The organism is Reyranella soli (assembly GCF_007992495.1).
GTDB lineage: Bacteria > Pseudomonadota > Alphaproteobacteria > Reyranellales > Reyranellaceae > Reyranella > Reyranella soli.
Window position 1 is genome coordinate 24,327 of record NZ_BKAJ01000115.1, and the last position, 20,859, is coordinate 45,185.

At 64.0% G+C, this 20,859-nt stretch carries 22 protein-coding genes, 1 tRNA gene and 1 pseudogene; 11 read left to right on the plus strand and 13 right to left on the minus strand.

Features of this window, described 5'->3' with window-relative positions; all coding sequences use genetic code 11:
- Positions 1-37: 37 nt before the first annotated feature.
- Both RSO01_RS30620 and RSO01_RS30625 read left to right on the plus strand, forming a co-directional pair.
- Complete coding sequence (locus RSO01_RS30620; protein WP_170303482.1) at positions 38-814, plus strand: IclR family transcriptional regulator domain-containing protein; 777 nt, start codon at positions 38-40, stop codon at positions 812-814.
- A 76-nt stretch (positions 815-890) separates the two neighbouring features.
- On the plus strand, positions 891-2,237 hold the full coding sequence (locus RSO01_RS30625) for an LLM class flavin-dependent oxidoreductase (protein ID WP_147154364.1): 1,347 nt from the start codon (positions 891-893) through the stop codon (positions 2,235-2,237).
- Positions 2,238-2,345: 108 nt separating this feature from the next.
- Here the strand turns inward: RSO01_RS30625 and RSO01_RS30630 are convergent, their stop codons facing one another.
- Positions 2,346-3,659, minus strand: a complete 1,314-nt coding sequence (locus RSO01_RS30630) for a GDSL-type esterase/lipase family protein (RefSeq protein WP_147154365.1) — start codon at positions 3,657-3,659, stop codon at positions 2,346-2,348.
- Between the two features lie 80 nt (positions 3,660-3,739).
- On the opposite strand from RSO01_RS30630, the gene RSO01_RS30635 reads away from it, so the two are divergent.
- A complete protein-coding gene (locus RSO01_RS30635) occupies positions 3,740-4,582 on the plus strand; it encodes a GNAT family N-acetyltransferase (RefSeq protein ID WP_147154366.1) in 843 nt (280 codons plus the stop codon).
- 9 nt (positions 4,583-4,591) lie between these two features.
- Here the strand turns inward: RSO01_RS30635 and RSO01_RS30640 are convergent, their stop codons facing one another.
- Positions 4,592-6,178, minus strand: coding sequence for an ABC transporter substrate-binding protein (locus RSO01_RS30640; protein ID WP_147154367.1), 1,587 nt, complete (start codon positions 6,176-6,178; stop codon positions 4,592-4,594).
- An 86-nt stretch (positions 6,179-6,264) separates the two neighbouring features.
- On the opposite strand from RSO01_RS30640, the gene RSO01_RS30645 reads away from it, so the two are divergent.
- Complete coding sequence (locus tag RSO01_RS30645; RefSeq protein WP_147154368.1) at positions 6,265-7,719, plus strand: amidohydrolase family protein; 1,455 nt, start codon at positions 6,265-6,267, stop codon at positions 7,717-7,719.
- Here the strand turns inward: RSO01_RS30645 and RSO01_RS30650 are convergent.
- Positions 7,711-8,595, minus strand: a complete 885-nt coding sequence (locus RSO01_RS30650) for a DMT family transporter (RefSeq protein ID WP_147154369.1) — start codon at positions 8,593-8,595, stop codon at positions 7,711-7,713. The two genes, RSO01_RS30645 and RSO01_RS30650, sit on opposite strands and share 9 nt — an antisense overlap.
- 9 nt (positions 8,596-8,604) lie before the next feature.
- The gene (locus RSO01_RS30655; RefSeq protein WP_147154370.1) at positions 8,605-9,063 is read right to left on the minus strand and encodes a DUF4864 domain-containing protein; all 459 of its coding nucleotides are present in this window, start codon (positions 9,061-9,063) and stop codon (positions 8,605-8,607) included.
- Positions 9,064-9,281: 218 nt separating this feature from the next.
- On the opposite strand from RSO01_RS30655, the gene RSO01_RS30660 reads away from it, so the two are divergent.
- Positions 9,282-9,358, plus strand: a tRNA-Arg gene (locus tag RSO01_RS30660).
- Positions 9,359-9,484: 126 nt separating this feature from the next.
- Here RSO01_RS30660 and RSO01_RS30665 read toward each other — a convergent pair.
- The 3 genes from RSO01_RS30665 to RSO01_RS30670 form a co-directional block, all read right to left on the minus strand.
- The gene (locus RSO01_RS30665) at positions 9,485-10,450 is read right to left on the minus strand and encodes a site-specific integrase (RefSeq protein WP_170303483.1); all 966 of its coding nucleotides are present in this window, start codon (positions 10,448-10,450) and stop codon (positions 9,485-9,487) included.
- A complete protein-coding gene (locus tag RSO01_RS47660; RefSeq protein ID WP_170303484.1) occupies positions 10,434-10,799 on the minus strand; it encodes a hypothetical protein in 366 nt (121 codons plus the stop codon). The genes RSO01_RS30665 and RSO01_RS47660 overlap by 17 nt, the downstream gene beginning before the upstream one ends.
- Before the next feature lie 1,038 nt (positions 10,800-11,837).
- Positions 11,838-12,344 (minus strand): SOS response-associated peptidase family protein, encoded by a 507-nt coding sequence (locus tag RSO01_RS30670; protein ID WP_147154383.1) that lies wholly within the window; start codon positions 12,342-12,344, stop codon positions 11,838-11,840.
- Positions 12,345-12,396: 52 nt separating this feature from the next.
- On the opposite strand from RSO01_RS30670, the pseudogene RSO01_RS30675 reads away from it, so the two are divergent.
- From RSO01_RS30675 to RSO01_RS30680, 3 genes and pseudogenes are all read left to right on the plus strand, one after another.
- Positions 12,397-12,985 (plus strand): annotated as a pseudogene (locus RSO01_RS30675) (SOS response-associated peptidase family protein).
- Positions 12,986-13,404: 419 nt separating this feature from the next.
- Positions 13,405-13,722 carry a hypothetical protein gene (locus RSO01_RS47665; protein WP_170303485.1) on the plus strand — a complete coding sequence of 106 codons (318 nt, stop codon included), beginning with the start codon at positions 13,405-13,407 and terminating at the stop codon, positions 13,720-13,722.
- Between the two features lie 178 nt (positions 13,723-13,900).
- Positions 13,901-14,488, plus strand: coding sequence for a hypothetical protein (locus RSO01_RS30680; protein ID WP_170303486.1), 588 nt, complete (start codon positions 13,901-13,903; stop codon positions 14,486-14,488).
- Positions 14,489-14,495: 7 nt separating this feature from the next.
- On the opposite strand, the gene RSO01_RS30685 is transcribed toward RSO01_RS30680, so the two are convergent.
- From RSO01_RS30685 to RSO01_RS30700, 4 genes are read right to left on the minus strand one after another with little or no spacing between them, the layout of a single operon-like run.
- Positions 14,496-14,705, minus strand: a complete 210-nt coding sequence (locus RSO01_RS30685; RefSeq protein ID WP_147154373.1) for a hypothetical protein — start codon at positions 14,703-14,705, stop codon at positions 14,496-14,498.
- A 28-nt stretch (positions 14,706-14,733) separates the two neighbouring features.
- The gene (locus RSO01_RS30690) at positions 14,734-15,129 is read right to left on the minus strand and encodes a ubiquitination-like system serine protease family protein (protein WP_147154374.1); all 396 of its coding nucleotides are present in this window, start codon (positions 15,127-15,129) and stop codon (positions 14,734-14,736) included.
- Complete coding sequence (locus RSO01_RS30695; protein ID WP_147154375.1) at positions 15,126-16,529, minus strand: ThiF family adenylyltransferase; 1,404 nt, start codon at positions 16,527-16,529, stop codon at positions 15,126-15,128. The genes RSO01_RS30690 and RSO01_RS30695 overlap by 4 nt, the downstream gene beginning before the upstream one ends.
- Positions 16,529-17,296, minus strand: coding sequence for a multiubiquitin domain-containing protein (locus tag RSO01_RS30700; RefSeq protein WP_246158933.1), 768 nt, complete (start codon positions 17,294-17,296; stop codon positions 16,529-16,531). Before RSO01_RS30700 ends, RSO01_RS30695 begins: the two co-directional genes overlap by 1 nt.
- Positions 17,297-17,467: 171 nt before the next feature.
- Here RSO01_RS30700 and RSO01_RS30705 point away from each other — a divergent pair, with 171 nt between their 5' ends.
- Both RSO01_RS30705 and RSO01_RS30710 read left to right on the plus strand, forming a co-directional pair.
- Complete coding sequence (locus RSO01_RS30705) at positions 17,468-17,869, plus strand: helix-turn-helix domain-containing protein (RefSeq protein ID WP_147154376.1); 402 nt, start codon at positions 17,468-17,470, stop codon at positions 17,867-17,869.
- Between the two features lie 372 nt (positions 17,870-18,241).
- Positions 18,242-18,775 (plus strand): hypothetical protein, encoded by a 534-nt coding sequence (locus tag RSO01_RS30710; RefSeq protein WP_147154377.1) that lies wholly within the window; start codon positions 18,242-18,244, stop codon positions 18,773-18,775.
- Here RSO01_RS30710 and RSO01_RS30715 read toward each other — a convergent pair.
- Together RSO01_RS30715 and RSO01_RS30720 are read right to left on the minus strand one after the other, a co-directional pair.
- Entirely contained in the window at positions 18,772-20,052 is a 1,281-nt protein-coding gene (locus RSO01_RS30715) for a type II toxin-antitoxin system HipA family toxin (protein WP_147154378.1), read from the minus strand. The two genes, RSO01_RS30710 and RSO01_RS30715, sit on opposite strands and share 4 nt — an antisense overlap.
- Positions 20,042-20,350, minus strand: coding sequence for a helix-turn-helix transcriptional regulator (locus RSO01_RS30720; RefSeq protein ID WP_246158935.1), 309 nt, complete (start codon positions 20,348-20,350; stop codon positions 20,042-20,044). The genes RSO01_RS30715 and RSO01_RS30720 overlap by 11 nt, the downstream gene beginning before the upstream one ends.
- A gap of 127 nt (positions 20,351-20,477) precedes the next feature.
- On the opposite strand from RSO01_RS30720, the gene RSO01_RS30725 reads away from it, so the two are divergent.
- Positions 20,478-20,777, plus strand: a complete 300-nt coding sequence (locus RSO01_RS30725) for a hypothetical protein (RefSeq protein WP_147154379.1) — start codon at positions 20,478-20,480, stop codon at positions 20,775-20,777.
- The last annotated feature ends 82 nt before the right edge of the window (positions 20,778-20,859 follow it).

The following is a 20,859-nucleotide window of genomic DNA, read 5'->3' on the forward strand; positions in this document are numbered from 1 at the left end:
CTCAAATGAGCATCTAGCGCACACAGGAGCAGAGGCCTTGTCAAGCCGACCCATTCCGCACAGCCGGATCTTCGTCACCGGCTTCGCCCGCGGGCTCAGCGTCATTGAAGCCTTCGGGGCGGGCCATAAAAGCCTGTCGGTCGCCGATGCCGCCCAGCGCACCGGGCTCGATCGCGCCGTCGTGCGCCGCCTGCTGCTGACCCTGGCCGGATTGGGCTATGCCCGCATCGACGGCAAGCAGTTCGAGCTCACCGGCAAGGTGCTGAGGCTCGGCTACTCCTATCTCGCGGCGTCGGCGCTGGACGTCACCCTCCAGCCCTATCTCGCCGAGCTGTCGGCCGAAATCGGCGAGGCGGTGTCGGTCTCGGTTCTGGACGGCAACGACGTGGTGTTCGTCGCCCGTTCCGAGCAGCCGGGCAACCGGGTGGCCTTCGTCGTCTCGATGGGCATGCGCCTGCCGGCCTACGCGTCGGCCTCGGGCCGGGTGCTGATGTCGGCCCTGGCCGACAGCGAGGTGTCGGCCCGATTGCGGGGCACCCGTCGCGACAAGCGGACGCCGGCGACCGTGGTCGGCGAGCGAGAGCTCGTGAAGCTGGTGCGCCAGGCCCGCAGCGACGGCCATGCCGTGAGCTGGGAGGAGCTGGAGGAGGGGCTGGTGGGCATCGCCGTGCCCCTCGGTAACCGCGGCGGAACCATGGTGGCTTCGCTCAACACCAACACCAATGCCGTCCGGGCGCAGGCGCGCCAGCGTGTGCAGCGCATGCTGCCCAGGCTGAAGGCAATGGCGCGGCGCGTGGCCGAGGTCCTGCCGTAAGACCTAATCCGTTGAATTAGTTCTTGTCGTCCGGCGCACCTTGCCGTCGGCGCCGGCAGGGGCAAGATATCCAACCATGAGCTCCAAACGCCAACTGCGGCTCGGCGCCTTCATGCGCCCGGTCAGCATCCACACCGCCGCCTGGCGCTATCCCGGCGGCACGCCGGACGCCAACTTCAATCTCAAGGCGCTGATCCAGTACGCGCAGACCCTGGAGCGCGGCAAGTTCGACGCCTTCTTCATGGCCGATCACCTGGCCGTGCTGAATATGCCCATGGAGGCGCTGAAGCGCAGCGCCACGGTGACCTCGTTCGATCCGCTGACCTTGTTGCCGGCGCTCGCCCAGCACACCCAGCACCTCGGCCTGATCGCGACGGCTTCGACCACCTTCGAGCCCGCCTACACCATCGCGCGGCGCTTCGCCTCGCTCGATCACATCTCCGAGGGCCGCGCCGGCTGGAACCTGGTCACGACCTCCAATCCCGACGCCGCGCTGAACTTCGGCATGGACGAGCAGATGGAACATGCCGAGCGCTACGCCCGCGCCCGCGAGTTCTTCGACGTCGTCACCGGTCTCTGGGATTCATGGGCCGATGACGCCTTCCTGCGCGACGTCGAGTCCGGCATCTACTTCGATCCCGCCAAGCTGCATGTGCTGAACCACAAGGGCAAGTACCTGAAGGTGCGCGGGCCCTTGAACATCGCCCGGCCGGTCCAGGGCTGGCCGGTGATGGTGCAGGCTGGCGCGTCCGATGACGGCCGCCAGCTCGCCGCCGAGACCGCCGAGATGGTGTTCGCCGCCGGCGGCCCCATCGAGGCCGGCCGCGCCTTCTATGCCGACGTGAAGGGCCGTGCCGCCAAGGTCGGCCGCAATCCCGATCACATAAAGATCCTGCCCGGCGCCTTCACCATCATCGGCTCCTCGCTCGACGAGGCGAAGGAGAAGCGCGCCAGGCTCGACAGCCTGGTGAGCTATGAGAGCGGCATCGCCGCGCTGTCGATCGCGGTCGGTCAGGATGCGCGCAAGTTCGATCCCGACGGACCGTTGCCGGAGATCCCCGAGACCAACCAGAGCAAGAGCGGCCGCGAGCGGGTGATTGCGCTCGCCAAGCGCGAGAACCTGACGGTGCGCCAGATCGCGGGCCGGCTGGGCGGCTATGGCGGGCTCGCCATGATGGGCACGCCGCAGATGATCGCCGACCAGATGGAGGAGTGGCTGACCACCGGCGGCTCCGACGGCTTCAACGTCATGTTCCCCTACCTGCCGGGCGGGCTCGACGATTTCGTCAATCTCGTCGTGCCCGAGCTGCAGCGCCGCGGCATCTTCCGCACCGAATACGAGGGCAAGACCCTGCGCGAGAATCTCGGCCTGCCGCGGCCGGAGAACCGGTTCTTCTCGGCGGCGGCGAAGGCCGCGGAATAATCTTGCCGGACCGCGGGCCTCCAGGCCCGCTCATGAATCAGGAGCGAGCCGGAGGCTCGCGGTCCGGAAGATCATGAGCGGGCCTGGAGGCCCGCGGCCCGGCAAGACTCACTTCGCCTTGCCCGTAATCATCCCGAGGTCGATCGCGTTGGCCATGGCGGCATAGCCGGCGCGGTTGGGATGCAGCTTGTCCCCGGGGCCGCCGGTCGAGGAGTTCGGCTGGAACTCGACCTTCACCTCGCCGGTTGCGGGATCGAGGGTCGCCTTGTCGAAGTCGATGACGCCGTCGAAGAGCTTGGCGGTCCGCAGGAATTCGTTCAGCGCCTTGCGCTTGGCGTCGACTTCGGCGCGACCGTGGGTCGGCGTGCTGTTCAGCGCCGGCGTGAGCGTCGCGGCGAAGATCTTCACGCCCGGCAGCTTCTGGCGCAGCTCGGCGACACCTTTGTTGTAGCCCTCGATGACGGCTTCGGCGGTGGCATCGGCAGCGCCGAAGTCGTTGATGCCTTCGAGCCAGATCACCGTCGTGACGCCGGGCAGGCTCACGATGTCGCGGTCCAGCCGCGTCAGCGCGCCGGGACCGCCGCCGATCGGCTTGGTCGCGTAGTCGTCGGGCCCGACGACGCGGTTGCCGCCGATGCCCTGGTTGACGACGACGAAGGCGTCGCCATGGGCGGCATGCAGGCGGCGCGACAGCACGTCGGGCCAGCGGTCGTCGCCGTTGATGGTGGTGCCCGTCCCGTCGGTGATGGAATCGCCGAAGGCGACGATGACCTGGGCCTTGGCGGGCAGGTTCATGTCGACCTCGTCGAGGAAGTACCAGGAGGTCGTAGAATAGGGGAAGGCGCTTTCGCTCACCTCCTGGCTGTGGGCGCCCGAGCCGGGCGGCGACAGGTACGACGTCTGCAGCGCCTTGGCGTGCCAGGTCATCGGGCCGCTGTCGCCCACGACATGGAAGCTGACGGCGAGCTTCAGCCCTTTCAGCATCGGGCTCGGCGGCGTGGTGACGAACGGCAACGCGACCGCATCGCTCACCACGCTCTTGCCGGGTGGTACCGTCACGCTCTTCTGGCCGCCGAACAGGACCGGCTGGTTGGTGCCCTTGATGATCGCCGCGCCGCTCTCCTGCAGCCCGACATAGGCACCGTCGAACGTCACCGGCTTGGTGCCGAAGGCGTTCGACAGCCTGATCCGCGCCTGTGGCCCCCAGGCATCGGGCTTCACGATCAGGCGGAATGTCTGGTCGCTCGCGCCCTTTTCAGGGGAGGGTAAGGCAAACTTGAGCTCCGGTTGCGCCGTCGGATTGCCGACGGGGTAGGGACCATGCGCCGAAGCGGTCCAACTCGCCGCCCATTCGGCGTTGGCCTCGCCCGCCGACAACAGGGGCGCATACAGCATCGTCAACAGCACGATCAGCCGTCTCATCGCTTCCTCCGTATCTCCTTGTGGTTGCGGCCAGTCTGATGGCGATGGCGATCGATTGGCAAGAAGGCTAGCTTCGCCGCATGGCTTTCGAGATCACCGTCGCCAGCGTCGACGACGTGCAGCGCATGGCCCGATGGGCCGCCGACGAAGGATGGAATCCGGGCAAGACCGACGCCTACGCCTTCCACGCCACCGATCCCGGCGCCTTCCTGATCGGCCGGCTCGATGGCGAGCCGGTCACCTGCATCTCGGTCGTGCAGTACGGCCGGGGTTTCGGCTTTCTCGGCTTCTACATCGCGCGGCCGGCGGCGCGCGGCAAAGGTTACGGTATCCAGACCTGGCACGCCGGCATGGACCGGCTTGTCGGTCGCAATGTCGGGCTCGACGGCGTGCCGGCGCAGCAGGGCAACTACCGCAAGTCGGGCTTCCGGCTCGCCTGGAACAACGTCCGTTACGAAGGCGCGCCGGTGCAGGCCGCGCCGCCGACAGGGGTGAGCCTGGTCGATGCCCGCAGCATCGGCTTCGACAGGCTCGCCGCCTATGACAGACGCTTCTTCCCAGAGGCGCGCGATTCCTTCCTCGCCTCGTGGATCTCGCAGCCCGAACGTGTCGCGATGGTGGCGCTGCGCGACGGCGCCGTGGCCGGGTTCGGCGTCATGCGCAACTGCCAGGCCGGAGCGCGCATCGGGCCGCTCCATGCCGAGACGCCGGACATCGCCTCCGCGCTCTTTTCCGCGGCGGCCGCGACGCTCGGTGCGACGGCGGTGGCCGTCGACATCGCGGGCGTCAACAAGGCGGCCGTGTCGTGGGCCGAGGGGCTGGGGCTGAAACCCTCGTTCGAGACCGCACGCATGTACACCGGGCCGGATCCGGCGATCGACGCGGCGGGCCTCTACGGCGTGGCGAGCTTCGAGCTGGGCTGACCCTCGCGCCTACTGCTTCTTCTTCATGTTCCAGAACACTGGCGCGGGCGCCTCCAGGTGGTCCCTGACGGTGCTGCGGATCGCCGAGGGTACGTTGAACTGGCCGAGCTGCACGTGCGTCGGATACTCCGACATGCGCACCTGCACCGCCGTCGCCAGCTCCTTGCGCTTCTCGGGATCGGTCGTCCGGGCGAAGGCGTCGCGCAGTTCCTCGAGCTTGGCGTCGCACGGCCAGCCGATCGCGGCCTTCTCGCAGTTGGCGCCGAGGAAGGCGCTCATCACCGGATCGAGCAAGTCGGCCGACACCCAGGTCGTGAGGAAGCCGTGCCAGCCGCCCTGCGCCGGCGGCTCCTTGCGCGTGCGCCGCGCGACCACGGTGTTCCAGTCCATCGCCTGCATGTCGACGGTGAAGCCGCCGCGCTCCAGCAGCGCCTTGAGGATCGGCGTCAGCCGGCCGGTGTTGGTGTCGGTGGCGTAGAGCAGCACGATCGGCGTGCCGTCATAGCCTTCCGCCTTCAGGATCTCCTTGGACTTGGCGAAGTTCGACGTGAGCTTGTCCTCGAAGCCCTTGTCGGTGGCCAGCGGCGTGCCGCAGATGAACAGCGCCTTGCACTCCTTGAAGAACTTCGGGTTGGTGTAGCCCGCCACCAGGAAGTCCTTCTGGTTCAGGGCATAGAACACGGCCTGACGGATCTTCGGGTTGTCGAACGGCTTGTGCAGGGTGTTGAAGCGGAAGTCGATCTGCGCGCCCAGCGGATTGAGGTCGACGACGTGGACGTTCTTGTCGCCCTCGAGCAGCGACAGCAGCTCGATCACCGGTTGGTCGATCATGTCGATCTCGCCGCTCAGCAGCGCGTTGATGGTGGTCTGCGGGTCGGTGATGTTGATCCATTCGACACGATCGACATGCACGACCTTGCCGCCGCTCAGGCCCGACGCCGGCTCCGGCCGCGGCTTGTAGTCCTTGAACTTGTCGTAGATCGTGCGCTCGCCCGGCCGCCACAGGTCCTTGCGGAAGACGAAGGGACCCGAGCCGGTGGTATCGCTGATCTGCACGTTGCCAGGCGTCTCGGCGACGCGCTTGGGCATGATGAACGGCACCAACGAGGAGGGCTTGCCCAGTGTCTCCAGCACCAGGCCGTAAGGTTCCTTCAGCACCAGGACGAAGGTCTTGTCGTCGACCGCCTTCAGCTCCTTGGCGAAGGACATCAGTTTCTGGCCCATCGCGTCCTTGGGCGCCCAGCGGTTGAGCGAGGCCACGCAGTCCTCGGCCGTCACCGGCTTGCCGTCGTGGAACAGGAGGCCGTCGCGAAGGGTGAAGGTGTAGGTGAGTTTGTCGTCGCTCACCTTCCAGCCTTCCAGCATCTGCGGCTTGACCTGCAGCTTGTCGTCGACCGCCAGAAGCGTGTCGTAGACCATGTAACCGTAGTTGCGCACGATGTAGGCAGTGGTCCAGTACGGATCGATGATCTTGACGTCGGAGTGCATGACCACCTTCAGGGTCTGCGCCGATGCCATGCCCGGCATCAAGGCGATGCCCGCCGCCAGGGCGGCGTGCGCCACCCATTTCACGATCCCGTTGTGTCGGATCCTCATGTGCCGCCTCCTGCTTTTTCGGTCCCCAATCCCCCCGGCTTTCGTGGCATAGGCTATGCAACAGACGTGCCTCGAGGGGGTGATGCATGACTTCACGGCCGAGCTCGATCCGAAATGTCTCGTGGGCGGTGGTGCGCGACGGCGCGGCCGACCGGCATGTCTACCGCCGCGACGTAGACCTCTTCCTGAAGGATGGGCGCATCGCCGAGATCACGCCCGCCGGTGCCCGACCGCCGCAGGCCAACGAACCTGTGCTGGACGGCGCCGGGCTGCTGGCGCTGCCCGGCCTGGTCAACATCCATAGCCATCCCAGCACCGAGCCGGGCTATCGCGGCGTGCGCGAGGACCATGGCGTGCCCGAGCAGCAGATGACCGGCCTGATCGAGCGCCTGCAGGCCTTCCGGCTCGGCGAGGAAGGGCGGGCGGCGGCGGCCGAGATGGCCTATGCCGAGATGCTGCGCGCCGGCACGACCACGGCCTGCGACGTCACCGTGCCGTTCGATGGCTGGCTGGAGACCATGGTGAGGAGCGGCATGCGCTTCTACGCGGCGCCGACCTTCGCCTCGGCGCGCTGGGGAATGTCGGCGCCGCAGACCGTGACTTGGAAGTGGGACGAGGCCGGCGGCATCGCCGCGTTCGACAAGGCCAAGACGGTGATGGCCGAGGCCGAAGCGCACAATTCAGGTCGGCTCGACGCCATGGTGTTTCCCGCGCAGATCGACACCGTGACGCCCGAACTGTTCGCCGCCGGGCGCCGGCTCGCCGACGAGACCGGCCGTCCGTTCTCGACCCATATCGGGCAGTCGGTGGTCGAGGTGCGCGAGATGATTCGCCGCCATGGCGTCACGCCGGTGCAATGGGCGGCGGCGCAGGCGTTGCTGAAGCCCGGCACCGTCCTGGCGCATTGCATCCTGCTCGACGAGCATCCGCAGATCGCCTGGCACACGCGCAAGGACCTCGACCTGATCGCCGATGCTGGCGCCGCGGTCGCGCATTGCCCGCAGCCGTTCGCGCGCTATGGCCTCGCCATGGACCATGTTGGCCGCTATCGCGCCCGCGGCGTCACGGTTGGGCTCGGCACCGACTGCGCGCCGCACAACCTCATCGAGGAGATGCGGCTTGCCATCGTCGCCGGCCGGCTGATGAGCGAGGACATCGCGAGCCTCGACACCGGCGGCGCCTTCGAGGCGGCGACCATCGGCGGCGCCAAGGCGCTGGGCCGCGACGATATCGGCGTCCTGGCGCCGGGTGCGCTGGCCGATATCGTGCTGGTCGATCTGGCGTATCCCCTGATGCAGCCGGCGCGCGATCCGTTGCGCTCGTTCGTATTCCACGCCGCCGACCGCGCCGTGCGCACGGTGCTGGTCAACGGCGAGGTCGTGCTGAAGGACGGCGCGCCGGTCCATCTCGATCCGGCCGGCGCCATGGAGCGCCTGGCCGAGGCGCAGATGCGCATGCTGAAGGACTCGGAGAAGCACGACTATGCCGGCCGCCCGGCCGAGCAGATCGCGCCGCTGTCGCTGCCTCTGTCGTCAGGCTGAGCCGCGTCCCGGCATCAACGCCAGCCACAGAGCAATGACGCTCGAGGCGATGGCCACCATCTGCAGCGGCGACAGCGGCTCATGCAGCAGCAGCACGCCGCTCACGATGGCGACGATCGGGATGGCGATGGAGGAAAGCGCAGCGACCTGCGCGGGCAGAAGCTTCACCAGGGCGAACCAGGTCGCGGTGCCCAGCGCCATGGGGATGGCGCCGGTGTAGATCGTGGCGGCGAGCGCCTTCGCCGACGGCCAATGGTCGGGAAGGCCGTCGATCAGCAGCGCGCCCAGCAGGATCGGCGGCAGGCTGATGACGACCTGCCAGAAGGTGAGCGACAGGCCCATGCCGGACCACGCCGTGCGCTTGACGATGAAGGTGCCGATGGCCCAGCAGAAACCCGCGAACAGGCCCCAGAACAGGCCGGCCGGCGCGCGCTCGTAGCTCGCGAAGTTGGGCAGCATCAGCGCCAGCACGGCCAGCGCGCCGATCACGATGGCGGCGAGCAGGCGTCCGGTCAGGCGCTGCTTGAAGACGACGAACCCGATCAATGCCACCCAGAGCGGCATGGTGTAGGCCAGCACCGAGGCATGGCCCGACGGGATGTAGAGAACGGCGAGCGCCGTCGTGATGTTCCAGATGAGGATGTTGGTCGCCGAGGCCGCGATCAGGGCAGGCCACTTGCCCTTGGGCACGGCGAAGCTTTCGCCGCGCGCCAGCAGGATCGCCGTCAGCATGGCGACGCCGACGATCATCGTGATGGCGCGAAAGGTCAGCACCGGCAGCTCTTCGAGCGCGATCCTGAACAGGGGCCAGTTGGTGCCCCAAACGAGGGTGAGCAGGGCCAGCAGCGCCAGCACCTTGGGCGAAACGCGGTGCACGGCTTGGGATCAGGCCTGGTGTTCTTCCGGCGCCTGCAGGTAGCAGCCGTTGATGCGCCACGTGCCGTCGGGCAGCTGCACCATCGGATAGAAGGCGGTCACCGGCCGGCCGTCGGGCCCGACGACATGGACCTTCTGCGTGACTTGGCCGTGCAGGGTCACGATCTCGCGGAAGTCGAACACGCGCGGGCGATAGACCGGCTGGTAGCCCTGCCGAACCATGTCCATGAACACGTCGGACGTGCCGAACATGCCGCGGATCGAGGGCGAGGCGTAGCCGAACGCGCCCTCGCCGTCGTCGCGGCGGAAGGCGTCGACCTGGGACTGGATGACGTCGCGGATGGCCGACCGGTCGGCCGCTGACAGGTCCTGCGCGAACGCCGGCGCGGCGAGGCCGAGGACCAGCCCGACGACCAGCCCAACTGGGGCGAGAAGGGAAAAGGCCGTCGCCGGCCTGGGGGCGAACATCGCCGTGCATCCCGAAAATTCAGAGGCCGGGCATGCTACTGGAAAGCTCGGAAGAGGTCCAAGACCGGCGATTTCCGTGTCGCGAGAAGGGTTTGCGGCCCGTTTGGCCGGGCCCCGGCGGCAGCGTCGCATGGCTGTCACGCGGCTTGCATCCGCAGGCCGCTTTCACTAGGGTGCGCCCCTCTTCGCCGGCCCCCTCGACGAGGCCGTCCGGCTACGCGCCCGTAGCTCAACTGGATAGAGCATCTGACTACGGATCAGAAGGTTAGGAGTTCGAATCTCTTCGGGCGCGCCATTTATCCGAGATCATCCGTTTCAGGCTGGCCAGCGTTTTAGTGACCTTGGTCGATATTCCACAGGGGGAACGGAACAGGGGTGTTTGTCTTACGTCCGAGTCTTACGTCGTGAGACGTAAGACAAATCAGCCGGACTGCCCTTCGTATGCCAGCCTGATGTTGAGCGCCGCAGCCGCTTGGTCGGCTGTCACGGCTGCATAGCATTTCAGCACTTGGTCGATCGTGTCGAGTTCGTGGCCGGTGATCGCCCGGATCAGTTCTCGCGGCACCCCGGCGTCATGGTTCAGCGTGATGCATGTGTGGCGCATCGTCCGCATGGTGAGCTTCTTCGTCGGCAGGCGCAGTGGATCCTCGGGATCGGCGCCAACATAGTACCGGGTCTCGAAGTACGGATGCTGCTTGGTCAGCCGATCGCGCAGTTCATTGAACACGTCGCGGAATGCATCGGCATCCTTCCAGGGTCGGCCAGCGCCATCGTGGAAGAACGTCCGCGCAGTGACGCCATCGTCCCGCCGCCGGGCCCGTGCTGCCTCGACGCGCATCACCAGCGCTGGCACCGTCCGCCATGGTAGAACGAGCGGGTTGTTAGTCTTCTCTTGGCGGAAGGCAAGTAGGTCGCGATCGAAGACGTCTGCTGGCCACGACAGCCAATCCTGCTTTCGCACGCCCAGCCAGCCCATCATGACAACGGCGTCGCCGATCGATTTGTGACCAGCATTGTCGGCCAATGTCACGAAGGCGTCGATCGCCGCGCGAGGCCAGAGGATCAGGTTGGGCTTCGGCAGGCCAAGGTCGAGCTCGGCCGCAGGATTCTCTTTCGGTGGCACGAAGCCGGGATGGTCGACCCTGTCGTAGCAGAGCCTGACGCGGCCAAAGAAAGCGCGGATCGTCCGGTACATCGAATGCGCGCCGGCCCAGCCGTTGGCCTCGCCGTGCTCGCGCAGCCAGGACCGTAGTGTTCCGGGCGCCAGCTTGCGCCAATAGGTGTCACCGAACTTCTCCACGAACTTGTCGAGATAGACCCGGTACTCGAGCTGCGTCTTATCCGACAGCGAGGTGTAGACGTCGTGATCCTTATAGTCGGCCACCATGGCGCCGATTTGGCCGGGGCGGTATGTTTCGGGCGCTCTCTGACGTTTCTGGTCCACGAGCAGTTTTCCCGGCCTGGACAGGTGTCTGCGTGACCGGTCTGCCAAGCTTGTCGATCAAGTGCGGTCCCATCCCAGCTTCGCCCCGTCGCCATGCCGTGTAGATGGCTGCCACGGCTCGGCACGCACTGGCCGCAACGATCGGATCGCGGATCGGCTTGCCCCGGCCGTCGTGCAGGCGCACCGTCGCCCAACCCTCCTGTCGGTCCTCGTGGCGCGGCGCGAAGCAGTGCCGGAGCGTGCCGTCCTTGTTGGTGTATGTCACCAGATAGGGTGCGTCGATCTTGCCCATCGTGCCCTTTTCTCCTGGTTGAGGAGCCTGCACGATTTGCAAGCACGTGGTCAATGCGACCGCATCACTACAGGAGCATAGCCGTTGCTGCGCTGGCGGCGCGTCGGCCGAGGACGTGGATCAGTTTGTTGCTCGCTTGCTTTGCGCAGTGGCCGTGGCATGGCGCCAGTGGGATTGCTACCAGCGGTCGCTAGCCAATCGGCCACCGCCTTGGCAGACCAGAGGCCACGTTCAAAAGGATGCGGGAACCCCTGCGCGTAGAGGCGCTTGCGGACACGGTCGCGGCCGAACCAACCAGCGGGCTTGCGGAAAGCCGACTCGATGTCGGCCGCCGTGAGAGGCCGCAACGGATCGGCTTCTGGATCGATGTAAGCAGATGCAGCCACGGTTTCCCCAATCGACCAATGGCGACTACCCGCGCAGCACACTTAAGAATTACGGGATCGGTCGCTCATACTCGTTCGCCTCACGACTTGCGCTCGGAGGAAACGTACGGGAAGGGGAAATCGACGAACGCGGTAGAGACGGATACCGCGGGATAGAATTCGGTCAGATCACGCGTCACACGGGTTCCAAGGAAACGGTCATTACCGGGCTAATGCCACCGCGCCGCAGAAATTGCTAAGGTCGGGGTCGAGGGTTCGAATCCCTTCGCCCGCTCCAACTTTCTTCAGACAAATCAGCGAGTCAGAACGGTCCTTCGGGGTCGTTTTCTGCTTCCCCGCCTCTGATGCGAAGGCCGGGGAAGCAGGGGGGAAGCAGATTGAGGCGCAAAGCAGCGGGCTCTCGGTTGGCTTCGGCATGTGCAGCCTCGTCAGGCCACGAGCCGTCAGCACAACGCACCGCGTCGAAAGCGGGCGGGCTCCTTGGCAAACGACGGCCTTGGACGCGTCGGTGCGCGCCCTAGGAGCTGGGCATCCCCTTCGATCACGTCCCTGGTTGGCCTATCAGTGCGCAAACTGATCCTCTGCGTTCGAAGCCTTGGCCAAACTCTGCCACCGTGGCCACTCATTGCTCAACTCGCCAATGCGTCGGCATCTAGAGCGCCAGTACTCTCTGCGCCTCACGCGTGATCGTGCGCTCAATTCGGAACGCCCCAACCGGCAATGGCTGAAGAAGCTCGTGTTCTGGGCGCGAGAGATCCAACCAATCCATCCGCTGTCGACGTCTCAACACAGCCATCTGCCGGTCCTGGTACGGCGCCACATCGGCGTTCGCCTCAATGGTCAAGATCGCATAGGCCTCAGGCCAACCCCCTGAAGCGGGCCGCCAGATCCCGGCGAAGTAGAACCAGTCACCGTCCGCGAGGGAAAACCGGTAGCGTTTGCCATGACGGCTGATGAGGAATTCCGACGCAGGAACGAGACAGCGATGGCTGGGAAGCTTTCGGCCCTCGGCGCGCGCAAGCATGAACGGCAGGTTGCCCGGCTCCTTTGGACGGAGGCCCCAAGGCAGCTCAACCATCTCCACGCCTTCGTCGCCGTACCTTACGATGATGCGGCATTCGTCGGGTGGGGCGTCCGTGTCGAACGTGGTCGCCTTCATTGATGAGAACATAATAGGAACAATGGTTGAGCGCAACGGGTTGGAGACGAAAATGTGCAACGACTATCGCCTTCACGTTGGCGCCGGGACGATCGCCGACGACTTCTCCAACATCAAAATCAAGATTCGCTTTCCTGAGGGCACGCCAAACATCGAGCCGCTCGACGACATCAAGATTACGGACATCGCGCCGATCGTCCGAACTGTCGAAGGCGATCGTGAAGCGGGCGAGCTTGTTCAGCGCCGGTTGAGTTGGCCTGGTCAGAACCGCCGACCGGTCTACAACTTTCGCTCGGAGAACCGTGAGTTCGCGTCCGGTCGCTGCCTGATCATCGCCGACGGCTTCTACGAGTTTACCGATCCGAAGGACCCGAAGAAGAAGCGCAAGGACAAGTGGCTGTTCACGAAGCGGGGAGTCCTGGTTCTGCATCGCCGGCATATGGCGGAGCACCGCCGATGTCGGCGAGGCCTTCACCATGTTGACCATGCCGCCGGGCCCTGACGTCGCGCCCTACCATGATCGACAAATCGCGATCCTCGAGCGTGCTCATTGGGCAGATTGGCTTGACCCGTCAGCAGGCGCTCAATCGTTGTTGAAGCTGCTCCCCGGCGGGACCCTAGAAGTGAAGCAGGTGGGCTGAGATAGTTCGCCATTTGCTCATCGGCTTTAGCGCTCAGCGCTGTTTCGGGTGCAGCTGACCGGCCGCGTAAGTCAGTGATTTGGAAAGTGGTGTGCTGTAGGCAGCAAACTACAATTCGATTTGTGCGAGAGAGCTGAATGTTGGCGCCGGCAGCACTAAGCATTTTAGGACAGAGAAGGAGTGCAGAAAGGCCGCATCCGGGCCTCAGCCCAAGGGACAAGCGACTCTCTAGGCCTTCGGGGGATCGTTGCCAAAGCCAAAGATGCCCTTGCCTCCGGCTTCCGGACGAAGGGCAGCTTCCGAGAGGTGCTCCCAGCTAGTTCAAAGCCAGGCGAACCCTACATTGAAGAAACCCTGTTCGGTACTACCTATTTGGTGGGCGGCAATCAGGCCGCTACAGGCGAGGCATGAGAGCGGTAATGGCTAGATTCATGACGAGGGTAGAGCTGCACTACGCGCCCCATGATGGGGCTGACTACGAAAAGCTTCACGAACAAATGGAAAGTCGAGGCTTTCAGCGGACAATTTCATCGTCTGACGCGACCTACCATTTGCCCCCTGCCGAATACTACATAGAAGGCGACTATTCTCGCGACGGGGTGCTCCAGGCGGCAAAAGAAAGCGCGCAGGCAATCGGTTACACGGTGTGGTCACCGACAACGACAGCGCGGAAGACCTTCGCAGCAGTCACTTCGGACGCGCCAACGTCGACGTGGGCCGGGCTGGAAAAGGTCTAGCATTCGATTGGGAAAGCCCAACACGAACAAAGGCGGGGTAATGTGGGCTGACGATCCTGAACAAGGAAAATCCTGGGTTGGCCCCTGGTCGGGGCTGGTCCACTGCGACCGCTGTCACACGCTTATCCCGGGAGCGAAGTGCCCGAAGTGCGGACGCGACTACGCGGACGGTGCGGAAATGGTCGTCCGTGTTATCAACGGCGAGGAGCGCCGGTATCCACGGATTGTGTTGCCGGGCGCGCTCAGTTGGACGACGCATTCACTGCTCGCCCTCATGAAGCGCGAGTGGGATCGGCCTGTTCTGGAATTGGATCAGGGGCTTGCTGCCGGAACGCGGCCATCTCAGCGGATGCTCATCGTTATCCTGTTCTGGACACTGTTCGAGCATCACATGGACCGATTCTTCGATGCGGCGCTCGGCGCTCTGCCGCCGTTGATCCGGGCCGATCTTTTGCGCCGATACGCGACGATCGGCAGTCGCATGGACCGGCTATATAAATTGACGTTCGACACCACGCTCGAGAAAGACTTGGCCGACCTCGGGCACGGGCTGGTCTACGGTCACCTCCTCAAGGTTCAGGCGAAGAGAAACGAGTTTGTTCACGGCAATTCGGAAGCCATTGACGATGCGCTCGTCTGCGAGACCGTCGAGCGTCTTCCCGAAGTCCAAGCGGCTTGGGTCGCCCTCTTCAACCTCCGCTGCACCGGCAATCCCAGCGTGCCGCGTGTTTGGGAGAGCGATCTGAAGCGCTTTAAGACGACCTAGAAAAGCGTCAGTCTTTCTTCCGGTACTGATCGAGGGTGTTGACGCCTGCGTCCTTGAGCACCGTCTTGAGCTTCGTATCCGAGCGATAGCCAGGCGCGAAGCTATCGCCGTACTCGTCACGCAACGTACGCACGAGCGTGTCGTTGCGCTTCTGCCTGATCTGGCCGTCGCCATCGCGCATGCGGCCGTCGAGGCCTTTGGGGTAGTGCTTTGCCACAACAATTCTCCTTCGCGACGGACGCCTGTTAAGCCCTGCCGGTATCGGGCGCCCACTCGATCCGGCCATGACGCAAGAAGAAGTGCGAGCGACACCCGATCTTGCGCCATACGGATGGCTCAAGAGATGGGTGGCCTTTCGCATCGACCGAATAGCGCCAGCAGGGGCGCTCGTCGGTCAGCAAGTTCATCTCGAGGGTTTGGCCACAGCCGCAGGGACAAATCATCGAGGCGACCCACGGCTGGCGGTCTTCGGTAAGGATGTACAGGGTGCGTAGACGCAGCCGGTCGGGCATCGCGCCTTCCACCAACGAAAGGCGATAGAGCCGAGGCCGGACGGCGTCGCGCCAGTCGCCAACGCGGCGAGCCAGGCCGTGGGCGGCATCACGGCACCAGCGCCATGCCTTTCGGACAGCGCCGATCATTCGCCGCACTCCGGCAAACCGAGAAGCGGGCGGCGATCGCCGTAGCCGAGGTGGCGTCCCATGACCTTGCACCGTTCCATTTCCTCGTCGGCCGTGAGGCGGAGCTCGGCCAGGCTGAACTCGATCGATCCTACGTCCTTGTTCGGGATGTGCCGGTAAGGATGAAGGCGCGCCAGGAAATCATTCACGGCGAGCGATGACGCAAACATATTGACGCTCACGACGGCTGGCCGGCGCACCTGCATGCCCTTGATGTACTTGTCTTCGACCTGTTGCCGCGCCGCAGCCGGATCATTCTGGTGCAGGCCTTCAGCCGCCACGTCCTGCAAGGTGAACTGGTCCCGCGTGAGCAGGCTTGAGCGGCCCGGCACGAGGTAGTGCACGGTGCCGAGAATATTCTTGATCCTGCCGCGGTCCGGGCCCTCCTGCTGCGCGTCGAGCAGGATGCCGGTGTCGAAATAGGCGAGCAGGTAGTGGCTTGCGAGAAGGTTGGTAATGAAGCGGCCGGTGATCGAGTCGACGCAGCCGAAGACGATGTCGCACTGAGACACGGCGCGGATGGCTTCGGGCGTCTGGATGGCCTTGGGGATCGGTTCCACGACGGTGCCGAGCCCCTTGCGCTCGATGTCAGCCGCGGCGGCCTCTACCTTCAGGCGTTCGTTGTCGGCATCGTCCTTCGTGGCGTAGGTGATGCGGTTCAGGTTGCGCTCTTCGATGCCCTGGTCGTCGGCGATGACGAGGTGGCCGGCACCGAGGCGCATGAGCTGCTCGATGGTAGGGCTGCCTGTTCCGGAACCGCCGATGACGGCGATGCGGAGCCGCCGCATCTGGCGCGTGGTGCCTTCGCCAAAGGCCTGATCCTGTGCTTCACCGAACGAAAGCGGCGCTTCTTCAGGCTCGGAATCCTCTGCCCACCAAAAGCGTAACGTCGGGCCAACGACATTGATGAGCGAAAGCGCCGGCATTTCGTCACCGCGCCACAGATAGCGTCCGAACATGCGTCCGTCGGGCAGCATGACGGCGCTGCCATGCGGCACCTTGGCCTCGACCCAGGAGCGGATGGTGGGCAGCAATTCGGCGTCGCTGGTGTCGTCGATCGACGAGAAGCGCTGATAGCCCTGCGGATGGCTGTGAACCTTGACGAGACTGAGGCCTTCGAAGTCGGCCTGCTCGATGAGGGGCACGATGTCGTCGGCGTTCCACCAGACGCCGTTCGCCTCCCGTCGGCACCGATCATGGGGCACGGGGAAAATCTGACGCGCGACGAGCCGATGCCGGTCGCCGCCCGCGGACCGTCCGCAGGCGACGAAAGCGACGGCTTCGAGCCCGTCGCCCGGAAAAAGATGGGCGTAGAGAGCGGCGTGATGATCTTCGGTGAGGGTCAGGGAGACGTTGTCCATTAGCGGGTGAACTCGGCGCGGAAGAAGTCCTCGACGAGGTAGATGTGGGTTTCGAGGCTGTCTTCGCCGGGCACCCAGGGATTGGCCGCAGTACGATGGCGCGACCAGCGCTGGAACTGCTTGCCGTCGATGGCCTGCATGACCTCGACCTGCGGGATCGGCTTGCCGTCCGCCCGCGTGATCGCGGGGTAAACGTACATCATGTCGAGAGCGGTCATCGGGTAGCCGCTCTCGAGCCGGATGGCGAGGAGGACGTGCGTCTGGCTGTAGCCTGGCGGCAACGGGAAGTCGTGAAACAGGACCCAGATGGAGCCGTCGACGATGATCTCCCAGCGCCGGCCGTAGGTTTCGAGGAAGAGGCGATCCTGGTCGAGGACCGGCGCACCGCGCCGATCCTGAACCTCACCTTCCTGCTGGCCGCGCTTGATGGCGCGGAACTTCTCGATCCCCGGCTCGCGGAGGTCGACGCGGTCTTCGAGGCCGATGCGGCGGGGCTCGCCGTGGGCCATCTTCTGGCGGAGGGTGTAGTCCGTGGGCGGCACCAGACCCGCCACCTCGAGGATCTGCCGGCCGAGAATGGTCGGCTCCTTCCACTCGTAGGGCTTGTCGTTGACTTTGAAGCGGTAACGGTGAGCGCGCGGCGGCTTACGGCCCGCCCGGGCGCACTCTTCGAGGTCTACGACCTCCTCGATGATCTCTTCGACCTCTTCGAGGAGCTTCTCCACGGGACCGGCCGGATGGCCGGACTTGGCATTCTCGTTGTGCATCACAACCTACACTTTCTGCTGCTTGGGTTGACCGGTCAGGAAGGCTCTCCCAACCTTCAGATGAAGTATTACTTAGCGCGCTAAGTTTGTCAAGCAGATACTTTGCGCGCTTGAAATACCTAGCAGGTGATGCCATATTATCGTTTAGAATCAATCAATAGGAGAAATCCAATGGGCGCAGAAACGGAGCAGGCAGAAAAAGAGATCGAGCAAAGTCGAAGCGGACTTGGGCAGCACCTAGCTGCCGTCAGGGCCGACAGAAGGTTGTCCCTTCGCCGGGTCGAGGAGCTGACCGACAAGCTGGTGTCGAACGCTTATCTCAGCCAGATCGAGACGGGAAAGATTCTCCAACCGTCGCCGAACATCTTGCACGCGTTGGCCGAGGTGTATCGCACCAGCTACGAGCAGTTGATGCAGATGGCGGGGTACATCAAACCCCGGCAGGACGCAGGCACGGTGCATGGGCGGGCGGCGACGTTCGCTGCGCTGAATCTCACCGAAGCCGAAGAAAAGGAGCTGCTGGAATATCTGAAGTTCCGGCGGTCACGGAAAGCGGAAGACGGTGAAGGCTGACGACAGTTCGCTCGACGATGAACAGTACCGCACGGTCCTCGCAGCAGCGACGAAGCTGTTAGACCGTGCGGGAGCACGTGGCAGATTCCCGACGCCAGTTGATGACCTGCTGAGTGCGGCCGAGCTCAAGCTGGCACCGGTAAGCGCTTTCGACGAGCGCTCGATGCTGCGTTACCTGCGGGAAGCGGGACATCAGGCGGGGCAGCTCCTACGGCGCGCCATGGAGAAGGTCCTGGGCGTGCTGGATGTGCACGCGAATACTGTGCATGTCGATCCGACGGTGAGTGGCGAGAAGCAAACCTTCCTCAAGCTACACGAGACCGGCCACAACCAAATCCCGCATCAAAAGGGCCTCTATCGCTGGGTGCAAGATTGCCAGAAGTGCCTTGCCCCGAAGTCGCGGCGCTCTTCGAGCGCGAAGCGAACACCTTCGCGACGATCGTGCTATTCCAGGACGACGGCTTCGCGCGCATGGCGATGGACAGCGAATTCAGTATCAAGGTGCCGATGCGCACGGCCAAAAAGTTCGGGGCGTCTGTCTACGCTGGCATCCGCGAGTATGTGCGCCGCAGCGACAAGGCATGCGCGGCCATCATTCTAAATCCCTGCACGTTTCGACCCGACATCGGCTACGTGGCGCCGGTGAGGCGCACTGAGTTCTCGCCCCTGTTCAAGGCGCAGTTCGGCGATCTCAAGCTGCCGCTCGAGCTTACCTCGGTTGACGAAATGATGCGCTTTGTGCCTTTGGGCGGGAGACGAATGGCGAGGCCGGATACTTGCGCGCTGACCGACCTGAATGGGTCGATTCAAGAATTCGTCGGCGAGGGATTCGCGACGCCCTACAACATCTTTGTTCTCATTCATGCAAGGGCGACACTGCGCCGCCGCATTGTCATCGGAAGCTAAGCGCCACCGAGCAACGCGTGGCCTCCTCGGCTTCTCTCAATCAGCTCCTCAGAGAGGCGATCAATAATTGGCGCATCGAGGCCTTGTTGTCGGACAAGCGCCTTCGCGGTACTTATTTCGTCGGGAAGCTGTTTGGCCATGGCGGCCAATTTGGCGAGGAATTCGTCAGCGTCGAGACGCAGTTCACTTGCGAGCTTTTGCCATTGCCGCATGCCGATCTGACCGAGCTTGTATTCCCCACCGATCTTCATGGCTAGCTTGACCTTGTGCTTGTCGAATTTGTCGTAAGGCAAAATGCTAGCGACATCGTAAAGCGGCGCAAGGCGAACCTGCGGACCGCTCAGCAGCACCGAGTAGTTCTTGGCGTGAGCGTCGGTGCCGCCGATGAGCCAGTTGAAGCCGAGAGCAGCGACGAAGGTCGTAACGTCGGCGTCGCGATCAGTGGAATAAGTGCGAAGCAACTCGACGATGGTGTCTGGACTAGGCCCGCCCTCGTTTTGGTATTTCTTCGTCGGCATTATGCCGAGCGCCTGACAAATATCCTCCTGATGGATGCGGACGATGTCGTTGCCCAGACGTAGTCGGTCATAGCGCTCAATGACGATGGCGATTTCGTCGCCGAAGCGCATAACTTGCGACTGCACAGCCGGGAGGCCGAGGCTCCGCGCCAACATGAGGCAGATATGCTCGTTCTCCGCATGGCCATCGAAGTGGCCGGTTGGCGGTTTGAGAATATGCGTGGTCGGAAGGCGCCCCGATGGGATTCCCCAGCGCTTGCCTTCGAGGAGCAAGGCGGTCTTCGGCTGCGCACCGGCGAGGCTGAACTGGCCGGTATCGCTTGGCAGCCGCCACGCCGCGTGATCCGTGCGCAGCGTCTTGAGGCGTTCGGCAAGGTCGGCTTCCTCAAGCCATTCGATCTTGTCTTCGGCGCCAGTGCGGATGGCGTCGAGGCGCTCAGGCGTCACGAACTGGACGGCGCCGGCACAGTCTTCGCCCACATGCGAGAGAAGAGCGAAGACATTGCGTGCTGAAACTTGAAACTTGGCGGCCCAGCGATCGAGAACGCGCTCGTTGTCGGGCAGGAGTCCCCAGAGAAAGGCCTCGATGGCGGAACGGCGATGCTCCTTGGCGGCGACAGGCATCGACAGCGACAAAGGATAGGCATCGGGATCTGCGCGCCATTCATCGCTGTAGGAAAACGATAGCCTGCCGTGGCCATCTCTCTGGACGCGGCCGACCTCCTTCCCGCCAAGAAGCGCAAACAGCTCACTGGTCATGGCCGAGCCTCTTGGCCTTGTCGACGATGGCGTTGATGTCGACAGCGCCGTGCGCCCGACGGCGGGTGGTCAGTTCGACGTCGACGCCGACGTCGACGCGGATGTTCAAGGCGCCGAGCGCGCGAAGCACAAGGCCGAGTTCGGCCCGCGGGTGGCCGCGCTCGAACTCAATGACCCATTGGCGGCTTACGCCGATACGTTTGGCAAAAGCAGCCTGGTCGAGCTTGAGCTGCCTGCGTCTGTCGCGAATGACGGCGCCGAGATCGGCTGGGGTACGTATGAGCATGGCGATTTCCAAATGTCGTCGTTCGCTTACGTTACCATATGTAAACGATCGTTGACAATCGGAAATGTCAGCGTTCGATTACATGATTGGATAACATATTGATCCACATATCTAAAGATCGACAAAATATGATATAAGCATGCCCATGCACCTTACCATTCTCGATCTCTATCGGGTAAAGCCCGAATTCATGCCACCGGACCTTCAGCGCTACCAAGTCTATGTGCGGCCGGGAGAGCTTGAGAAATACGCAGATCCCGCGAAGTGGGACTATGTCGGCCGCACGTTTCATCCGAATCGTCTGCAGGCTGGGGACGTAATGCGCCAAGGCTACTGCGAGCGAAAAATCCGTGCGGGAATCGACCTCGAAAAGATGGCGAAACTCTTCTACACGCACCCCACGAGCATTGCCGCGCGTGAGCGTCAGCACGCCTCGTAAAAACACTACCGGCGGACCGTAAAAGCTGCTTCGACCTCAGCCATCAGCGGATTCGGAGCTTACTCGGTTGTGAGATAACGCC

What these genes read in the sequence shown, in the direction of transcription:
- RSO01_RS30630 (WP_147154365.1), bottom strand. Translation starts at nt 3,659, where the DNA reads ATGAGACGGCTGATCGTGCTGTTGACGATGCTGTATGCGCCCCTGTTG.
- RSO01_RS30690 (WP_147154374.1), bottom strand. Translation starts at nt 15,129, where the DNA reads ATGATCGGCGCTGTCCGAAAGGCATGGCGCTGGTGCCGTGATGCCGCC.
- RSO01_RS30670 (WP_147154383.1), bottom strand. Translation starts at nt 12,344, where the DNA reads ATGAAGGCGACCACGTTCGACACGGACGCCCCACCCGACGAATGCCGC.
- RSO01_RS30680 (WP_170303486.1), top strand. Translation starts at nt 13,901, where the DNA reads ATGGTCGTCCGTGTTATCAACGGCGAGGAGCGCCGGTATCCACGGATT.
- RSO01_RS30635 (WP_147154366.1), top strand. Translation starts at nt 3,740, where the DNA reads ATGGCTTTCGAGATCACCGTCGCCAGCGTCGACGACGTGCAGCGCATG.
- RSO01_RS47660 (WP_170303484.1), bottom strand. Translation starts at nt 10,799, where the DNA reads ATGGGCAAGATCGACGCACCCTATCTGGTGACATACACCAACAAGGAC.
- RSO01_RS30700 (WP_246158933.1), bottom strand. Translation starts at nt 17,296, where the DNA reads ATGCACAACGAGAATGCCAAGTCCGGCCATCCGGCCGGTCCCGTGGAG.
- RSO01_RS30625 (WP_147154364.1), top strand. Translation starts at nt 891, where the DNA reads ATGAGCTCCAAACGCCAACTGCGGCTCGGCGCCTTCATGCGCCCGGTC.
- RSO01_RS30665 (WP_170303483.1), bottom strand. Translation starts at nt 10,450, where the DNA reads ATGGTGGCCGACTATAAGGATCACGACGTCTACACCTCGCTGTCGGAT.
- RSO01_RS47665 (WP_170303485.1), top strand. Translation starts at nt 13,405, where the DNA reads ATGGCTAGATTCATGACGAGGGTAGAGCTGCACTACGCGCCCCATGAT.
- RSO01_RS30640 (WP_147154367.1), bottom strand. Translation starts at nt 6,178, where the DNA reads ATGAGGATCCGACACAACGGGATCGTGAAATGGGTGGCGCACGCCGCC.
- RSO01_RS30715 (WP_147154378.1), bottom strand. Translation starts at nt 20,052, where the DNA reads ATGACCAGTGAGCTGTTTGCGCTTCTTGGCGGGAAGGAGGTCGGCCGC.
- RSO01_RS30655 (WP_147154370.1), bottom strand. Translation starts at nt 9,063, where the DNA reads ATGTTCGCCCCCAGGCCGGCGACGGCCTTTTCCCTTCTCGCCCCAGTT.
- RSO01_RS30645 (WP_147154368.1), top strand. Translation starts at nt 6,265, where the DNA reads ATGACTTCACGGCCGAGCTCGATCCGAAATGTCTCGTGGGCGGTGGTG.
- RSO01_RS30705 (WP_147154376.1), top strand. Translation starts at nt 17,468, where the DNA reads ATGGGCGCAGAAACGGAGCAGGCAGAAAAAGAGATCGAGCAAAGTCGA.
- RSO01_RS30695 (WP_147154375.1), bottom strand. Translation starts at nt 16,529, where the DNA reads ATGGACAACGTCTCCCTGACCCTCACCGAAGATCATCACGCCGCTCTC.
- RSO01_RS30725 (WP_147154379.1), top strand. Translation starts at nt 20,478, where the DNA reads ATGCCCATGCACCTTACCATTCTCGATCTCTATCGGGTAAAGCCCGAA.